Annotated in this window: 14 protein-coding genes and 1 tRNA gene; 2 read left to right on the top strand and 13 right to left on the bottom strand. The window is 45.8% G+C overall.

Annotation, left to right across the window (positions count from 1 at the left end):
• Nucleotides 1-5: 5 nt before the first annotated feature.
• The 6 genes from L6475_RS11220 to L6475_RS11245 all read right to left on the bottom strand — a co-directional run bounded on the left by L6475_RS11220 (nt 6) and on the right by L6475_RS11245 (nt 6,457).
• Nucleotides 6-1,349: an NAD(P)/FAD-dependent oxidoreductase gene (locus tag L6475_RS11220; protein ID WP_237820077.1), complete on the bottom strand. Its 1,344-nt coding sequence runs from the start codon at nt 1,347-1,349 to the stop codon at nt 6-8.
• Nucleotides 1,346-2,755: an aminomethyl-transferring glycine dehydrogenase subunit GcvPB gene (gene gcvPB, locus L6475_RS11225; protein ID WP_237820079.1), complete on the bottom strand. Its 1,410-nt coding sequence runs from the start codon at nt 2,753-2,755 to the stop codon at nt 1,346-1,348. Before gcvPB ends, L6475_RS11220 begins: the two co-directional genes overlap by 4 nt.
• Complete coding sequence (gcvPA, locus tag L6475_RS11230) at nt 2,752-4,068, bottom strand: aminomethyl-transferring glycine dehydrogenase subunit GcvPA (RefSeq protein ID WP_237820081.1); 1,317 nt, start codon at nt 4,066-4,068, stop codon at nt 2,752-2,754. The genes gcvPB and gcvPA overlap by 4 nt, the downstream gene beginning before the upstream one ends.
• Nucleotides 4,069-4,070: 2 nt before the next feature.
• Nucleotides 4,071-4,454, bottom strand: coding sequence for a glycine cleavage system protein GcvH (gcvH, locus tag L6475_RS11235; RefSeq protein WP_237820083.1), 384 nt, complete (start codon nt 4,452-4,454; stop codon nt 4,071-4,073).
• A 122-nt stretch (nt 4,455-4,576) separates the two neighbouring features.
• Entirely contained in the window at nt 4,577-5,701 is a 1,125-nt protein-coding gene (gcvT, locus tag L6475_RS11240) for a glycine cleavage system aminomethyltransferase GcvT (protein ID WP_237820085.1), read from the bottom strand.
• Between the two features lie 33 nt (nt 5,702-5,734).
• Nucleotides 5,735-6,457 (bottom strand): lipoate--protein ligase family protein, encoded by a 723-nt coding sequence (locus L6475_RS11245; protein WP_237820087.1) that lies wholly within the window; start codon nt 6,455-6,457, stop codon nt 5,735-5,737.
• Between the two features lie 185 nt (nt 6,458-6,642).
• On the opposite strand from L6475_RS11245, the gene L6475_RS11250 reads away from it, so the two are divergent.
• On the top strand, nt 6,643-7,272 hold the full coding sequence (locus tag L6475_RS11250; protein ID WP_237820089.1) for a porin family protein: 630 nt from the start codon (nt 6,643-6,645) through the stop codon (nt 7,270-7,272).
• A 206-nt stretch (nt 7,273-7,478) separates the two neighbouring features.
• The gene (locus L6475_RS11255; RefSeq protein WP_237820091.1) at nt 7,479-8,993 is read left to right on the top strand and encodes a DUF5723 family protein; all 1,515 of its coding nucleotides are present in this window, start codon (nt 7,479-7,481) and stop codon (nt 8,991-8,993) included.
• Nucleotides 8,994-9,113: 120 nt separating this feature from the next.
• On the opposite strand, the gene asnS is transcribed toward L6475_RS11255, so the two are convergent.
• The 7 genes from asnS to mutL form a co-directional block, all read right to left on the bottom strand.
• Nucleotides 9,114-10,553, bottom strand: coding sequence for an asparagine--tRNA ligase (gene asnS, locus L6475_RS11260; protein WP_237820093.1), 1,440 nt, complete (start codon nt 10,551-10,553; stop codon nt 9,114-9,116).
• Nucleotides 10,554-10,609: 56 nt separating this feature from the next.
• A complete protein-coding gene (locus L6475_RS11265) occupies nt 10,610-12,019 on the bottom strand; it encodes a pseudouridine synthase (protein ID WP_237820095.1) in 1,410 nt (469 codons plus the stop codon).
• A gap of 107 nt (nt 12,020-12,126) precedes the next feature.
• On the bottom strand, nt 12,127-13,473 hold the full coding sequence (gene purB, locus L6475_RS11270; protein WP_237820097.1) for an adenylosuccinate lyase: 1,347 nt from the start codon (nt 13,471-13,473) through the stop codon (nt 12,127-12,129).
• A 162-nt stretch (nt 13,474-13,635) separates the two neighbouring features.
• Nucleotides 13,636-13,710 (bottom strand) — tRNA-Val (locus tag L6475_RS11275).
• A 449-nt stretch (nt 13,711-14,159) separates the two neighbouring features.
• Nucleotides 14,160-15,275, bottom strand: coding sequence for a hypothetical protein (locus tag L6475_RS11280; RefSeq protein ID WP_237820099.1), 1,116 nt, complete (start codon nt 15,273-15,275; stop codon nt 14,160-14,162).
• A gap of 28 nt (nt 15,276-15,303) precedes the next feature.
• Nucleotides 15,304-16,455 carry an OmpA family protein gene (locus L6475_RS11285; protein ID WP_237820100.1) on the bottom strand — a complete coding sequence of 384 codons (1,152 nt, stop codon included), beginning with the start codon at nt 16,453-16,455 and terminating at the stop codon, nt 15,304-15,306.
• Between the two features lie 166 nt (nt 16,456-16,621).
• On the bottom strand, nt 16,622-18,478 hold the full coding sequence (gene mutL, locus L6475_RS11290) for a DNA mismatch repair endonuclease MutL (protein ID WP_237820102.1): 1,857 nt from the start codon (nt 18,476-18,478) through the stop codon (nt 16,622-16,624).
• Nucleotides 18,479-18,593 lie beyond the last annotated feature (115 nt).

Genomic DNA, 18,593 nt, shown 5'->3' on the forward strand with positions numbered 1-18,593 from the left:
AATGATTATTGTTCGGCAGCGGTAAACAGTATCTCTCCAACCGTTGGGTGAATATGCACCATCTGGCGCAGTTGCTTCACAGTTGCTCCACAACACATAAGCACACTGACCTCCTGAATCATGTCGGCACTGTGGGAACCATACGCATGGCATCCCAAAATGCGACCAGCATCGGGTTCAGAGAAAAGTTTTAGCATACCTTCGGTTTCATTCATGGCTACAGCCTTGCCATTGGCACGATGAAAGGCTTTGCGACATTCGTATGCGATGCCTTGCTCCTTCAACTGATCTTCGGAAGGACCTACACAGGCGGCTTCTGGAGTGGTGAAGATGGCGGCTGGACAGTATGAAAGTGGAGAGTGGAGAGTGAAGAGCGAAGAATCTGACTGCGCATTGTTTCCATTCACTATGCTATCAATAACAACTTTTGCCTGAAACTCTGCTGCATGAGCAAGCATCTGACGGCCGTTCACATCGCCGATGGCATAGATGTTGGAGAATTGATCGCTCGGCCCAAAGGGACGTTTTGCTTGCAAAGAATTGATAATTGATAATTGACAATTGACAATTGGCCGATCGGCCCCAAGGGACAAGTGATAATTATCATCTACGGGGATGGCACCGTTGGGAGCGAGAGTAACGCCTATTTTTTCCAGACCTAAGCCTTCGGTACGGGGCTTACGCCCTGTAGCCATCAAGATAACATCGGCATCGATATCGGCAATATTCTCAACGGCCGTTTTCATTTTGAAGGTGATACCTTGTTTTTCAAGATATTTGCGCAGACGCTTGGCGATATCACTATCGAGAGCGGGCAGACACTCCTTCAGAAACTCAATGACTGTTACCTCTGAACCAAAGCGATGGAATACCGAGGCAAACTCCATACCAATCACACCAGCTCCGATAATGACAAGGCGTTTGGGCAGCGTATCAAGATTGAGCAAGCCTGTAGAATCGACAACACGCGGATCATCGAGTCCTTTGATGGGTAGCCATTTAGTTTCTGAACCGGTGGCAATGATTATATTCTTAGCGGTATAGTCATTGACAGTATGGGCATCGACAAACACGCCCTTCTCACGAACCAAGGTGATGTTGGGATGTGTGAGAATGGACTCTACCCCACTACGCAATTGCTCTACCACCTGTGGCATACGTTCACGAGCCTCAGCAAAGGAGGCACTGTGCACATAAGTTTTTGTTGGTATGCACCCCACATTCAGACAGGTGCCACCCACTTCGGAGCCTTCGAACACTACCACCTTCAAGCCTACCTTAGCAGCAAGCTCGGCGGCACGATAGCCACCAGGTCCCGCACCGATGATGATAAGATCAGTACTAATCATATTGTCTCGCTTTTCATCTGACGGAAGGTTGTAACCGGATGTTTAGCAGCCAGTACATCATCAACACGACCAATAGGAGTGTTGTGGGGGGCCGACTTCACAAGGTCAGGATTTTCACGAGTTTCAAGTGCTATCTGGCGCATCACGGCTATAAAACTGTCGATAATTTCCTTTGATTCGTTCTCCGTGGGTTCAATCATCAGACTCTCATGGAAAAGTAAAGGAAAATAGATAGTTGGTGCATGATAGCCATAGTCAAGCAGGCGCTTGGCCACATCCATGGTAGTAACCCCAGTTGATTTATCTTTCAGACCATCGAAAACAAACTCGTGCTTACACACCGTATCGATAGGCAGTTCATAGATATCTTTGAGCGACTCTTTGATATAGTTGGCATTGAGAGTAGCCAGAGGACCTACCTCTTTGATGTGCTCACGACCGAGTGAAAGAATATAAGCATAGGCACGCATAGCCACTGCGAAATTGCCATGATAGGGAGACACTTCAGGAAAGAACTCTTCAAGACCTTTGCGTACACCTACCGGACCAGCACCCGGACCACCTCCGCCATGAGGGGTAGAGAAAGTCTTGTGTAGGTTGATATGCATCACGTCAAAGCCCATATCTCCAGGACGACAAGCACCCAACATCGGATTGAGGTTGGCTCCATCGTAATACATCAAGCCACCGACCTCGTGTATGATTTTCTCAATAACAGGAATTTGCTGTTCGAAAAGACCAAGAGTATTGGGATTGGTCATCATCATTGCAGCGATGCGGGGCCCCTCTGAATTGACAAGATTCTTCAAATCTTCAAGATCCACCAAACCGTCTTTGGTCGATTTTACCTCTGCAATCTCCAAACCGCAAACGGCAGCCGAGGCAGGATTGGTGCCATGGGCAGAATCGGGAACAATGACCAATTGGCGTGCCATATCGCCACGACTCTCGTGATATTTCTTGATAACCATCAGTCCTGTCAGTTCACCATGAGCGCCGGCAAAAGGCTTCAGAGTGAATGCATGCAAGCCTGTGAGTTCACAAAGAGCCTTGCAGAGCAGCGTGCATACAGCCTCAGCACCACGCACCGTTTTTTTCGGTTGCAGGGGATGCAGATTCTGGAACTGTGGCAAAGCAGCCATTTCCTCATTGATTTTGGGATTATACTTCATAGTGCAGGAACCAAGTGGATAGAATCCGTTATCTACACCGAAGTTGTTGGCCGAAAGGTTTGTATAGTGACGCACAACGGTCATCTCGTCACACTCAGGCAGATCGGCCTCTTTTTCACGACACATAGATGCCGGCAACTCGTAGTTTCCAAAATGATTCTTTGGCAAAGAATAGCCACGTCGGCCTGATTGCGAGAGTTCGAATATCAGGCTGCCATATAGTTTATTGTTCATACCAATTCTACCAATTTATCGATTTCTTCTTTAGTACGTTTCTCTGTAACCGCAAACATAATCTGATTATCGGCCACTTTGATGCCGCCAAAGATACCATTATCAACAAAACGACGCTGCAAAGCATCAATATCACCATCATAACGCACAACAAATTCATTGAAGAAAGGCTGATGACAGACTAAGCTGAAACGGCCCGTAGCAACCAGTTGATCGCACAGATAGTGGGCACCGGCATACGACAGTTGAGCAGCCTCTTTCAATCCTTGCTTGCCCATAAGCGAGCAATAAACTGTCACCCAAAGGGCCATCAGACTCTGATTAGAACAGATATTTGACGTAGCTTTCTGGCGACGGATGTGCTGTTCGCGAGCTTGAAGGGTGAGTACGAAGGCACGCTGACCGCGAGAGTCCTGAGTTCTACCTACAATACGACCAGGCATTTTACGGATCAGTTTCTCCGTACAACACATATAGCCTACATAGGGGCCACCCCACTGCATAGGAATACCCAACGACTGTGCATCGCCACAAGCAATGTCGGCACCCCATTCGCCTGGTGTTTTGAGAACGGCAAGGTCGGCAATGATACTGTTTACGATGAAAAGGGCCTTGTGTTCATGAATTGCATCAGCAAACCCACTGTAGTCCTCTACGATACCGTAGCGGTTGGGCTGTTGTACGATCACACCAGCGACACTCTCTTGAGTTGAGAGTTGAGAGCTGAGAGCTGAGAGGTTTGTGACACCATTTTCAGAAGGAATCATCTTCAGTTCTATGCCATGGAAATGGGCATAGGTGTCCAATACGGCTATTGTTTTCGGATCGACAGTTTCGCTCACCAGCACCGTGTTTTGCTTCTTGCCAGCAGCCACAGCCATCATCATCGCCTCGGCAGTGGCAGTAGTGCCATCATACATGGAAGCATTTGAAATGTCCATGCCTGTCAGTTCGGCCATCATCGACTGAAATTCAAAGATATAATGGAGCGTACCTTGCGAAATCTCTGCCTGATAGGGCGTATAACTGGTAAGGAACTCTGAGCGTGAGAGCAGATTGGGGATTACGGAAGGTGTATAATGATCGTAAACACCGGCGCCAGCAAAGCAGGTTAGTTGCTGGTTCATTGAGCCCAACTGCTCAAACAGTTGACGGACCTCCAATTCGCTCATCTCCGAAGGTAACTGATAGTCACCCTTGAAACGAACAGCTTCAGGCACATCGCTATAGAGTTCATCAATGGAACCGATGCCTACAGTGGCAAGCATTGATTCTATATCAGCCTCAGTATGAGGGAAATACTTATAATCCATAGCTATTGTTTTTCACAGAAAGCAGCATAGCTGGAAGCATCCATCAGATTGTCAACCTCAGTCTTGTCAGAGAGTTCGACCTTGATAATCCAGTTCTCCCAAGGATCCTGATTGATTAGCTCAGGCTGATCATCGAGGGCCTCGTTGACTTCAACGACAGTACCACTGACGGGAGAAATCAAATCGCTGGCAGCCTTGACGCTTTCAACGGCACCAAATTCCTCGCCTGCTTCCACATCATCATCAACATCGGGCATATCAACATAAACTACATTTCCCAATGCATGCTGGGCATAGTCGGTGATACCTACGAAACCGAAATTTCCTTCAATTCTCACATACTCGTGCGACTCACTATAGAAGAGTCCTTCCTTTACTGTTGCCATAATTAGGGCCCCCTAAGTTAGGGGGTTAGGGGTCTGAACAAGCGTAATCAGACTATTTAAAAGGTTAGTAATAAAAGGACCTGCGCCTGTTCAGGCCCCTATTATCCCCTTACTTAGAGGAACTAATGCTTATAGTGCTTATCATAGAAGCGTTTCTTCACGACTACACCGGGGAAGGTCTTTTTACGGATCTGTATCTCGACCTCAGTACCCAACTGTGCATACTGGCTGTCGATAAGTGCCATACAAACGCTCTTGTCGGTAGAAAGGGTGTGATAGCCGGTGGTAACCTCACCAATAGGCTGCCCGTCCTTCAAAACGATATATCCATGACGAGGAATCGCTTTATCTTGTAGCTCGATGCCAACGAGTTTGCGCTGGGTGCCTTCAGTTTTCTGCTTCAGAAGGGCTTCCTTACCAATAAACTCTTCTTTATCGAACTTCACAAACATCGTTAGGCCTGCCATCACAGGTGATATCTCTTCTGACAGTTCATCACCATAAAGCGGTAAACCGACCTCGAAACGCAGGGTATCACGACAACCCAGTCCGCATGCCTGCACACCAGCAGCTATCAGTTTGTCCCAACAATCATTTATGTATGCATGTGAAGCATAGATCTCAAAGCCATCTTCACCCGTATAGCCGGTACGGGATATCACGCCAATCCCTGCCTCGGAAGAAGGAAGTTCTGAAAGATAGCGAGCTTCATAGAAATTGAGTTCTGCACATTTCAGCCCCAACACACGCTCCACAACTTCTTCACTTTGCGGTCCTTGAACAGCAATCTGTCCATAATAGCTGGACTTATTCTGCAGATCAATATCGAAGCCGACAGCCTGTTGTTGCATCCATTCCCAGTCTTTATCAATATTGGAAGCATTGATTACTAAGAAAAAGTCCTGTTCGCCCATTTTATAGACCAACAGATCATCTACGGTACCACCATTCTCATAGCACATCATGCCATAGAACACTTTGCCCACAGGAGCGCCTGCCACATCGTTGGTAAAGATGTGCTGAACATAACGCTCAGCATCTTTTCCCTTTACGGTAACTTCGCCCATGTGACTGACATCGAACAGGCCCACCCGTTCACGTACGGCAGTATGTTCAGGAGCTATACCTGCATATTGTATGGGCATGATAAATCCGCCAAAAGGCGACATCAACGCCCCCATCTGCACATGCTTCTCATAGAGGCAGGTGCGTTTCTCTCGTTGTACTGGTTCTTGTCTGATTCCCATTGTTTTAGGTTATGATAATAAGTAAATAATCGGTTATGATATAAGGTGAATAAACTCTTCACGCAGATAAGTCTGTTCCAGGTTCTCAATGCCAGCCACGTCATCGGGCTTCAACACCAGTTCACCTTGACAGAGGGTATTTCGTACAGCCGTCTTAAAAGCGTCTATGTCCAACGACAAATAATCTTTCAACAGTGTGATACGCTGCCGAACACTCTGAATACCTTTCGACTGCAATTTCTCCTTGCTGGGCGTTATGGCGTGAAGCATATTCTCCATATCGGTATCGTAGAGCATTGTAGAATGAACGATACTACTATCGGGAAGATGATAGCAGGCGGTACCGCTCACCTTGCGGTTGCCAATCATGATGTCATTGTGACTGGTGCCTACAGCCTCAATACCTAAATTGCGAAGCACTAACAGCATCTTTCCCATAAAACTGTTGAAAGCAAAGCCCACATTCTCGCCTTTGGTGATATAAGACATCATGATATTGGAACGGTCGGCATAGACGCAGCCTCCCCCACTCTTTCGGCGATAAAGAAGGATGCTGTGTTCACGACAGTAGTCAACATTGACTTCGTTTTCCAATACTTGATTCCTACCAAAGATTACACTGGGCTGCACCTGCCACATGAAAAACAATTCGTCGGTGCCAGCTTCCTTCAGAAGATGACGAGCCACATACTCCTCCATGGCAAGATAAAACGACAACCGTCGTTCAGTATCCATGGGTAGCACTACGTATTTCATGTTAAGGACAAACTTGTTTTAAGGTTAGCCAAATATCACTGCAAATATAGGAAGTTTTTATATACAAACCAAAAGAAAAGACGGCAAATTTACAAAAAATGCTTGCACAGATAAAAAAAAATGTGTTACTTTGCATCTATGTTTTTATAAACACCACTAATATAAATAAATCAAAGACCCGAAATATGAAAAAGCTCTTTACGGCCATTGTGGCAGCTATTTTTGCAGTTCCCTCTTTTGCCCAGATTCACAGCGGCGATTTCTCACTGAACGAGACATCGGTATATTATGGAATCAGGCTTGGTATGAATGCTTCCACTTTCAGTGGCGATGCAGACATGTCAAGACTCGATGCCAAGACAGGTCTCACATTGGCGGGTACTGTGGGTTTGCGGCTGTCGGATGTGGTGACGCCTCTTTTCCTTGAAAGTGGTCTCTACTACACTCAGTATGGCGCAAAGGAGAATAAGGATGAAGTTAATCTGAATTACTTTGAGATACCTATTTTAATAAAGGCCGGTTTCGAGCTTCAGAACGACATGGCCTTGCTGCCCTTTATTGGCCCGACCTTTGGACTGGGTATTGCCGGTAAGACGAAAGGTTATGACGAGAATGGTGATTTCTATAGCAAGTCATCATTCGGAAAAGGAAAATGTCTTCGCCCCGACGCTGCTATCAAGATGGGATGCGGATTTGAATGGAATGTTGTCTATCTGGAATTAGGCTATCGCTTCGGTCTGGCAAATATTTACGACAGCGATGAGTTTACGCTCCACAACAACGCATTCTTCGCCAATATCGGTGTAAATTTCTAATCATTATAAAATACCATCCAAAGGGACATTCCTACAAAGAATGTCTCTTTTTTTATATTTATTTGTTGCACACTATCCAACAAAAAGCTGTTTATCATTGAATAAAGTAACTTTTTTAAAACAATAATTTTGGGATTTAAGACTTTATTACTATTTTTGCATCATACATGATGAATATAACACAAGTTTAATTAAATTTTATCAACATGAAGAGAATCTACTCCATTGCAAAAAGAACAGGACTGTTCTTCTTTGCCACTGCATTTGCTGCAACCGCAAGTGCACAGTTCCTACGCACATCGTATTTGCAGGATGTACCCTACTCACTGCAGATGAACCCTGCACAGGTACCCTCACACGGATATTTTAGTCCGCTGCTCGGTCCGCTCAGTGTTACCATGCAGTCTAACGCCTTTGGATTCCAGGATCTTCAGGATATGTTCGACAAGGGCGAAACTTACTATAAGAGTAACGACTTTATGGACAAGCTGAAGAGTGATAACAGCCTGAACTTGAACATGGCATGGGACCAGATCAATGTAGGTTGGTTCGCAGGAAGCAACTTCTGGAACTTCAGCACAGGAACACGTATAGAGATGGGTGCCTCGATGCCAAAGAGCATCTTCACTTTCATGAACGAAATGAATGGTAACACCCTCGATCAGGATATGTGGAAAAATGGACTGAATGCTGATCTGGCTGGTGAGAAAATCAATATGATGGTCTATCAGGAGGTTGGTATCGGCTTTGCACGCAAGATTAACGACAAACTGACTGTTGGTGCAAAGGTGAAGGCTCTGCTGGGTGTTGCCAATATGGACTTTGAAATCAGTGACATGTCTATCAACACACCTCAAGGTATTGACATTGAGAAAGTCAGAAATATGGATCAGACTTTTGCTGAGGCAAACCTTGACTGGTCAAAGTATAAAGATGGCAGCTATAAAGATGACAACATGTTAACAGCAATTCGTAATGAAATTGGTGCACACGGAAAAGCAGGTATCAAAGTTGGCGCAACAGGTAAGGCATCTATGGGTGGTCTGAAATGGAAATATGCTTCAGACGACGCAGGCAACAACACTTATATTAACGGTGCTGAAATGAATGGCTTCAAAATTTCCGGTTATGGTCTGGGTTTAGACTTGGGCGCAACCTACGAGGTGATGGAAAACCTGAAAGTGACTGCTGCTGTCACCGACCTGGGCTTTATCAACTGGAGCAAGAGCGAGTCAAAGGTAGTTACAGCCGAACTAGACAGATCTTATGATCTTGACAGAGATGAAGGTGAAGGTGGCCTGTATGACTTTGCCAAAGCAGTTGCCAGCAATGAAGTTGTAAACTTCGACATGTTGAAGATGAAGGAAGATGACGGTGACGGATACTCTACTTCACTCTACACCACTATCGCACTCGGCGGACAGTACACCACACTTGACGACAAGCTTGTAGTAGGTGCCCTCTACACCGGTCGTATGGCTAAGCCCGAGAGCGTTCATGAGCTGACGCTGTCAGGTGCTTACAATCTGAGTTCAATGCTGAACGTAGCCGTTTCATATTCTATGATTCAGAGTGCAGGTAAGTCATTTGGTCTTGGTTTGAAGTTCGGTCCTGCCTATATTGGTACCGACTATATGTTCTTCGGCAGCAACACCAAGTGTATGAACCTCTTGGCTGGTCTGAGCATTCCTCTCGGCAAGGGTAAGAAATTCGCTATGTAAAAAACGAGTTTTAAGCAACTGAATAAATAATTCAATTCATAAAACGAAATTCAAACGACTAAAAAAGGCTGCAATCCAATTGCGATTGCAGCCTTTTTCATATTTAATTCCTTCCTACTTTTAGAACTCAGCGCTCTTTGGAGTACGGGGGAAGGGAATGACATCGCGAATGTTCTGCATACCAGTTACGAACAGGATGAGACGCTCGAAGCCGAGGCCAAAGCCTGCATGAGGACATGAACCCCAACGGCGTGTATCGAGATACCACCAGAGGTGAGTCTTATCCATTTCACGGCGTTCTACCTCGCTCATCAGTTTATCGTAGCTCTCTTCACGAACAGAACCGCCAATGATCTCACCAATCTGTGGGAACAACACATCGGTACCCTGCATGGTAGGACCAGGAGCAACAGCTCCCTTGTAACCTACAGAACCGCCATTGGCAGTATCTTCGTTCTGCTTCATATAGAACGACTTGAAGGCACGGGGATAGTCAGTCATGATGACTGGCTTTTTGAAATGCTCTTCAACCAGGTAGCGCTCATGCTCGGATGCAAGGTCATCGCCCCAGTTGCAGGGGAACTCAAATTTCTTACCCTTCTTAATAGCTTCCTGCAGAATATTGATACCTTCAGTATAAGGCAGACGTACAAAGGTTTCCTTCAGTACACCCTCCAAACGCTGAATGAGTGTTTTGTCAATCATCTGGTTCAAGAAGGCAAGATCGTCCTTACAGTTGTCAAGTGCCCATTTCACGCAATACTTGATAAAGTCTTCCTCCAGGTCCATCAGTTCTTCCTGATCGATGAAAGCGACTTCAGGCTCTACCATCCAGAACTCTGCCAAGTGACGTGGGGTGTTTGAATTCTCAGCACGGAATGTTGGACCGAAAGTGTAGATGGCGCCGAGGGCTGTGGCTCCCAGCTCACCTTCCAACTGTCCACTCACTGTCAGTGAGGTCTGCTCACCGAAGAAGTCATCGTCATAGATAATCTTTCCCTGCTCGTCCTTCTTCAGATCATAAAGGTTCTTGGTTGTCACCTGGAACATATTGCCAGCTCCTTCACAGTCGCTTGCAGTAATCAGCGGTGTGTGGAAATAGTAGAAGCCATGATTGTGGAAGTAAGTATGAATGGCCATTGCCATATTGTGACGAATACGCATCACTGCACCGAAGGTATTAGTGCGCAGACGCATGTGAGCATTCTTACGCATAGCCTCAAAGCTCTGTCCCTTCTTCTGCATGGGGTACTCATTGTCACAGAGACCGTAGATTTCAAGAGCTGTAGCCTGAATCTCACTGTTTTGGCCTGCACCCTGACTTTCAACGAGTGTACCTACTGCACAGATGCAAGCACCCGTGGTAATCTGTTTCAGCAACTGCTCGTCAAACTTGGTTGGATCTACCACTACTTGCACATTCTTGATGGTCGAACCATCATTCAGTGCAATAAAGTCAACAGCCTTGGAAGAGCGGTGCGTACGCACCCATCCCTTCACACAGACTTCTTTGCCATATTCCGTGCACTGAAGCACGTCAACGATTTTAATTCGTTTCATTTCGTTATTATTATTTCTAGTTTGACTAGTATAGCTAGTCTGACCAGCCTCATTCATTACTCATACGCACCCATGCGCAGACGGTCCACCTCTTCCTCAGTGAGGTAACGCCAGTCGCCACGACGCAGATTCTTCTTGGTCAGGCCGGCAAACTGTACACGGTCGAGCTTGGTAACCTTATATCCAAGACTCTCAAAGATACGACGCACAATACGGTTCTTTCCTGAATGAATCTCAATGCCAACCTGCTTCTTGTCAACAGGATCAGCATATTCAATTGCATCTGCCTTGATTTCGCCATCATCGAGCATCACACCCTCAGCAATCTGCTGCAGGTCGTGAGCTGTCACGTTGCGGTCGGTATATACATGGTAAATCTTCTTTTTCAAGAACTTAGGATGTGTGAGCTTTGAAGCCAAATCACCATCGTTGGTGAGCAGAAGCACACCAGTAGTGTTGCGGTCCAGGCGACCTACAGGATAGATACGCTCGGGACAAGCGCCCTTCACCAAATCCATCACAGTCTTACGCTGCTGGGGATCCTCACTTGTAGTAACATAGTCTTTGGGCTTGTTCAGCAGCACATAGACTTTCTTCTCCAAAGAAACGGGATCATCGTGAAAGCGAACTACATCGGTACGCATCACCTTTGTTCCGAGTTCGGTAACCACCAGTCCGTTAACGGTTACCACACCTGCCTGGATGAACTCATCGGCTTCGCGACGGCTGCAAACGCCGGCATTGGCAAGGAACTTGTTCAAACGGATGGGCTCATTGGGATCGAAGTTCTGCTCTTTGTACTCAATGCGCTTCTTCATAGAGTACTTTGCATTGGGATCATAATCGGCAGTACGGGGACGGAAGCCGCCCTGACGCTGCTGACCATAACCGCCACGCTGCTGGTAACCGCCGCGCTGCTGACCGTAGCCACCACGCTGCTGACCGTAACCACCACGCTGCTGGTAACCGCCACGCTGCTGGTAGCCACCCTGCTGACGAGGCTGATAACCACCCTGACGAGGCTGATAGCCGCCCTGCTGACGGGGCTGATAGCCACCCTCACCCTGTCCATACTGGCGGGGAGCGTAACCTGTCTGGCCCTCAGCGCCTTCCTGATTATAGCGAGGGCGATAGCCGCCCTGAGGACGCTGTTGAAAACCGCCCTGAGGACGAGGCTGATAGCCACCCTGAGGACGCTGCTGATAATTGTTTGTACGAGGACGATAGCCAGTATGCTGAGCTGCGGGACTCTGCAAACCTGCTCCGAAGCCTTCGGGACGGAAACCGCCTTCGTCATCATTATGCTTATTGAAACTAGGACGTTCGTAGCCTGATGTGGCTGGACGCTGTCCGGTGTGAATGCGCGGACGGGGTGAACGCCCTACAGGTCTAAATTCTTTCTGGAAACCTTCGCGGTCTTGTGCAGTGGACTGTTCCTCCTGCTTGTTTTCATTTTCAAAATCCATAATACTTTTTAAAAAATTAAATTGTTGATAATTGTGTTGATTATTACTCGAGCCTCACGGCCCATTGTTACATTAATAATAGGTTTTTTATATTTATTATTTATTAATTAAACTCCTGTGTAATTCCATGGAGTGATGGCCATCAGTTCCTGCTTCACACTATCGCTCACCTCGAGGGTTTCGATAAAGGCATGAATAGTCTGTTCGGTCATTTTCTCATTGGTACGAGTCAGCGCTTTCAGCGTCTCATAAGGATTAGGATAAGCCTCACGGCGCAGAATAGTCTGGATAGCTTCTGCCACTACAGCCCAAGTATTCTCAAGGTCTTCGTGCAGTTTTCCTTCGTTCAGGATCAATTTGCGCAGTCCTTTCAAAGTGCTCTCAAAAGCAATAACAGCATGTCCCATGGGCACACCTACATTGCGAAGAACAGTTGAGTCGGTCAAATCGCGCTGCAAACGACTTACAGGCAATTTCTGTGCCAAGAATTGTAAAATAGCATTGGCTATTCCCAAATTACCCTCTGAGTTCTCATAGTCAATGGGGTTCACCTTATGAGGCATAGCACTCGAACCTACTTCACCGGCCTTAATCTTCTGCTTGAAATACTCCATTGAGATGTACATCCAGAAGTCACGGTCTAAGTCGATTACGATAGTATTGATACGACGCATGGCATCAAAGATGGCACCCATCCAGTCATAATTTGAAATCTGTGTGGTATATTGTTCACGCTCAAGACCAAGTTTCTCACTCACGAAAGCATTGCCGAACTCTTTCCAATCGTACTGAGGATAAGCCACATGGTGAGCATTATAATTGCCTGTAGCGCCTCCAAACTTTGCTGTAATTGGCGTATCCTTCAGCGAACGCAACTGTTCTTCCAAACGATAAACGAAAACCTTAATTTCTTTTCCCAAACGAGTAGGCGATGCAGGCTGACCATGGGTCTTTGCCAGCATAGCTACGTTTTTCCACTCTTCAGCGTAGTCGTTCAATTGTTCAATCAGTTCTTCAACCAGTGGATAGTACACTTGCTCCAATGCTTCTTTGATAGACAAGGGAACACTGGTATTGTTAATATCCTGAGAGGTTAGTCCGAAATGAATAAACTCTTTGAAAGCTTCCAGGCCTCCGATTTTGTCAAACTCTTCCTTAATGAAATATTCTACCGCCTTTACATCATGGTTAGTCACTTTCTCGATGTCCTTTACTCGTTGGGCATCAGCAGGTGTAAATTGGCGGTAAATGTCGCGAAGACGTTCAAAAAGTTCATGGTTAAAGTTTGCCAATTGAGGCAATGGGAGTTCACACAATGTGATAAAATACTCAATTTCTACACGCACACGGTAACGAACCAAGGCATATTCAGAAAAATACTCGCTAAGCGGTTCAGTTTTTCCACGATAGCGGCCATCAATAGGCGAAATTGCGGTCAGTTTGCTTAATTCCATTCTATTTTACAATACAGATAATTATCCTTTGGGCCGACAAAGTTACAATAATTAATTAAGAATGAAGAATTAAGAATGAAGAATTTTAAGAATAAAAGTACTTTTTTCAAATTTTACAGAAAGAAAAAAGACTGTAACCTTTCGAATTACAGTCTTTTGTTGTGGGCGTTGACGGATTCGAACCGCCGACCCTCTGCTTGTAAGGCAGATGCTCTGAACCAACTGAGCTAAACGCCCTCTTCGTTTTGAAGTAGCTTATCAAGTGTTATTCCTTGTAAGCGGTTGCAAAGGTACGGCGTTTTTTTGGAACCACCAAACATTTTCCAAACTTTTTTCATGTTTTCTTCAAAAAAAGTTCATTTTGCCTGTTTTTAGCCCATTTTCGGGTCTCAAACAAGCACTTTTCTTACTACAAACGGACTAGACACTAACTTCAAACTTACTGAACATTTTCCTCGATGAGCTGGATTTCTACCAAAAAGGTACTGGGGATCTACTCAAAAGGTACTAGGCTTCTACCTAAAAGGTACTGGCTTTCTATCCAAAAGATACTGGGTATCGATCTCAAAGGCACAGGATATTGCATCCATACGGATTAGAAGCAAGCAAACGGATTAGAAACATGCAAAAAAAATTGCCATGCTGTTGTGCAGCATGGCAATATATCATTTTGATTCGTTCAAAATTTAGAGAGCGCTTGAACCACCGCTGTGAGTAGGAACAACAGTAGTAGCAGTGAATTCAGCAAAAACCTTACCGTAGATGGTAGCTTTGAATACCAACGAACCAGAAGTAACGGTTACTTCCCTCATCTCCTGCTTGATTACAACTGTACCATCGCTAACAGCGTTGAAAGCATACTCTTTATCAGCAGTAAACTTAGAAGCACCGAACATGTTGCGAAGTGTACGACCAATAAGACCAGTTGTCTGTCCGTCAAAACCGAAGTTCTCCTTATACTTAATGGTGTTTGCACCAGCCTTCACATCTTCATCAGCGAGTGTTGCATAAGTTGTCTCACCAACACTAACTGTCACCTGCAGAGTGATGTTCCAAATAGAGAAGTGAGGCAGAGTAGCAGAAAGAACTGCAGTCTCCTTGTTGAAGTCCATTGTGGTAGGAGCATCACCTCCCTCATGCTGAAGATCTACGAGAGCGCCCTTAGCCTCAGGAATAGTAACAACCATAGGAATGCTAGGATTGAAAGTTGCACCTTCAGGTGTGCAATAAACAGCATAAGGATTCTCGGTATAAGTCTTATTCTCAACATCTACAATAGGAGTAGAAGCAGGAGCGAACAGAGTCATTGACAAGTTCTGTGTAGTATTGTCAACAGTTGTGCTACCAGGAATGGTTACAGTACCGCTAATTTCTCCTGCGAAAGAGTCATTATCAGTGGTAGCACCAGTAGTTTTGCCAGCTCCATCCAGAGGAGCGATTGGTGAACCAACAGAAATTGCGGTAACAGGAACTGCAACTACAACGAGGTTACGACCATCAGGGAAGTCAATCTTAACTGTCTGAGGAATAATACCAGCACCAGTCAATACGAGGTTCTTACCACTAGCTGCATTCTCGAAGGTGTAAGTCTTCTTATCAGTGCTAATAGTTGTTGCACCTGCACCATTAAACTTCAAGGTAGCGCCTGAAGGAAGAACATCAGACAACTGAGCTACCAAAGTGTTGGGAACATTTACAGTCTGAGGCTGAGGCTGAGGCTCTTCTACATCGCCCTTATGGCATGCAGTGAATGTACCAGCTAGTAAAGCGCAGAAGGCCAAATTTCTAATTAGATTCTTCATTTTCGTTTGTTTTTAATTGTTCTACATTTTATTTAATAGCAACAGTAGCACGACGGTTGTAAGAGATGGGGCTCAGAGTCTGAACGCCACCAGCAGCAACAACTTCGATGTTGTCACGGCTTACGCCCATCTTAACGAGTTCGTTTGCTACAGTCTCAGCACGCTTCTGGCTCAGCTTCTGGTTGTAAGCAGCGCTACCAGTCTTGCTATCGGCATAACCGGTAACAACGAGCTTAGCATTCTTTTCCTTAGCAACATTGGCCAGTTCCTGAACATTCTGCAGATCCTTACGAGAAGCAATCTTGCTCTTGTTGATGTTGAAGAATACAGATACGGGAGCAGCAGTAACTTCCTTAACAGTAACAGTCTGAGCCTCGGGGCACTTGTGATTGTTGATCATATTCTGCAGACGATCGTTCTCAGCCTGTGCGTCAGCCAACTGAGCATTGAGGGCATCAATCTGGCTCTGAGAGAGAGCTTTGAGAGCGTCCACATCAGGAGTCTTGTTCCAAGTAGCCTTACCCAGGTTGAAGGTCAGACCCACCTCAGCAGCGAAGTAACGATCGGTCTGAGCAATTGAGTGACCATAACCAGCATGACCAGCACTTGCATTAGCATAGTCATCATCAGAAACATTGAAGCCGAGGTCGAGGTTCAGAGCAACGTGCTTAGAAAGCTTCCAAGTGTTCAGCAAGCCAATGCTTCCGCCGTGAGCATACTCATTGTCGCTGCAGTTACGCAGAACGCCAACACCAACATAAGGAATCAGGTTCCAAACGCGATTCTCGTTATAACCACAGAAAAGATTGCTCAAGTTGAAGAGCACCTGCTCCTGAAGGTTCCAGAACTTGATAGCATTGTCATCAGCATTATCGGTCAGTACGTGACGGCCCCAGATACCCTGGAACTTAGTGCGCAGACCCAAACCGGGAGTGAACCACTTACCGACAGCTACTGAAGCGCCCAGGTTACGACGATAGTCTGTGAAGGGGCTCTTTTTGAAGTCATTTCCTTTCTCCTCGTTAGAATAGAAAGCGCCGTACATTACGTCAGCTGAAATGAACCAATTACTCCAGAATGAATTAGTAGCTACGCTATACTTCATTTCAGGAGTTTCATTCTGTGCCATACCTGCCACAGAAACGCTAGCCAAGGCCAGCACCATAAATAACTTCTTCATAATAAATATATTTTATAAAACAATCAATAAATATTTCGAAATCATTTGCAAAAGTAGATAAAATACTTTAAACCTCCAACAAAAACGTCCAACAAAATGCCTCAGTACGCTTAAAAAAGATTAAAAATGGACATTTTTCACTAAACAAGGCCACTATTTAGGCCCTTTACCCGAGCAATTGCTCTATATCATTTTGGGGCAAAATAGCCAAGATATTCTTTCCATCTGGAGTATAATTTACATTTGAACAGGTAAACAGTTGATTTACAATATACTCCATCTCTTCATTTGACAGTACCTGCCCCCGAGGAATGGCAGACTGTCTTGCCAAACTGAGTGCCAGTGTCTCATGCAACTGCTCAGTAGTAGCACCTTCTTTCTCGGCAGCATCAGCCACGAGAGCCTTAACCAAGGCCACAGGCGACAGGCCATCTAAATCGGCCGGCATACCAGAAACGGCATAGGATGAACCGCCAAGATTACTCATATCGAAGCCAACAGCCACCAGGTCGGGCATCATCTGTTCTAAAAGTACTGACTCAGCTGCCGACATCTGAACCATTTCAGGGAAAAGCAGTCGCTGGGTGCGACTCTGACTTTTCTTCAATTGCTGTAAATACCTTTCATAACGGATTCTCAAATCGGCTCGGTGCTGATCAATAATCATCAGTCCTGAACGAACAGCTGTCATAATATACTGCCCTTTATACTGATAGTGAGCGGGCGACTTATCTGCCAGCATCTGTTCAGGTACATCCTTTACAGGTATCTCATTGCCGGGGAACAATGTATCTTCGTACAACTGTTGCCATTCATCACTCACCTTTGGCTGCATCGTAGCACGCTTTGCATAGTCGGAAGACATATTTTCCGAACCACCAAAAGACGAAGGAACGCCTACTACCCCACCTGTATTAAAGGGATTGTATGACGGGTTGTATGTAACCTTTGGCATTTCCAGGACCTCTGTTTCCGGATTGAAAACAGGAATCTCCGGTCGTCCTTCAGTATCGAAATCTATGGCAGGCACTTCACAGAAACGACCAATAGCATCTTTGACTGCAGCAGACAGGATTTGCCAAATGCCTTGTTCGTTCTCAAATTTTATCTCCGTCTTGGTAGGATGGATATTCACATCAATATCAGCGGGTGCCACTTCAAAATAGACGAAGTAAGGTACCACCATGCCCTGCGGTATCAGTCGTTCGTAAGCATTGGCCACTGCCTTATGGAAATAGGCATGACGCATATATCGGCCATTCACAAAGAAATAGTTCTGCGTTCCTTTCTTCTTGGCAGCTTCCGGTTTTCCAACGAATCCGGTTATCTTGCATAGTGCCGTATCAACTTCTATTGGCAGCAGGTCCTGATTCAATCTTTTTCCGAACACATCGATGATGCGCTGGCGAAGAGAGCCAGGTTTCAGATTCATCAGTTCCTGTCCGTTGCTATGGAGGGAGAAAGCTATCTCCGGATAAACGAGTACTATACGTTCGAAGGCAGTCAGGATATTACTCAACTCTGTAGCATTTGTCTTCAGAAACTTACGCCGTGCAGGAACATTAAAGAAAAGATTCTCCACTCGGAAATTAGAACCCTCTGGACAGGCTGTCGGTTCCTGCCTTTCGATGCGCGAGCCTTGAAGCACGAGTCGGGTTCCCACTTCCTCTCCCTTCAATCGTGTGGTCAGTTCTACCTGAGAAACAGCAGCCACAGAAGGAAGAGCCTCACCTCGGAAACCCATCGTATGCAAATCGAACAGGTCGTCAGCCTTCCGTATCTTTGAAGTGGCATGTCGCTCAAAGGCCAGGCGAGCATCAGTCTCTGACATTCCTTTGCCATCGTCAATCACCTGTATCAGTGTCCTGCCGGCATCAATCACCACCACTCGTATTGTTTTGGCTCCGGCATCAACGGAATTCTCAACCAGTTCCTTTATCACAGAAGCCGGTCGTTGAATCACCTCACCCGCTGCAATCTGATTGGCCACGGAATCGGGCAGAAGTTGAATAATATCACTCATAGTAGTAATTTCCAAACAATAAAAATAAGAAACAGTAACAACACCAGACACACAAGATTCCAGATGCGCCACCATCCGTAGGCATTGCGTGGTTTTCCAGATCGCCATTGCGACA

Source organism: Prevotella sp. E9-3, assembly GCF_022024015.1.
Lineage (GTDB): Bacteria > Bacteroidota > Bacteroidia > Bacteroidales > Bacteroidaceae > Prevotella.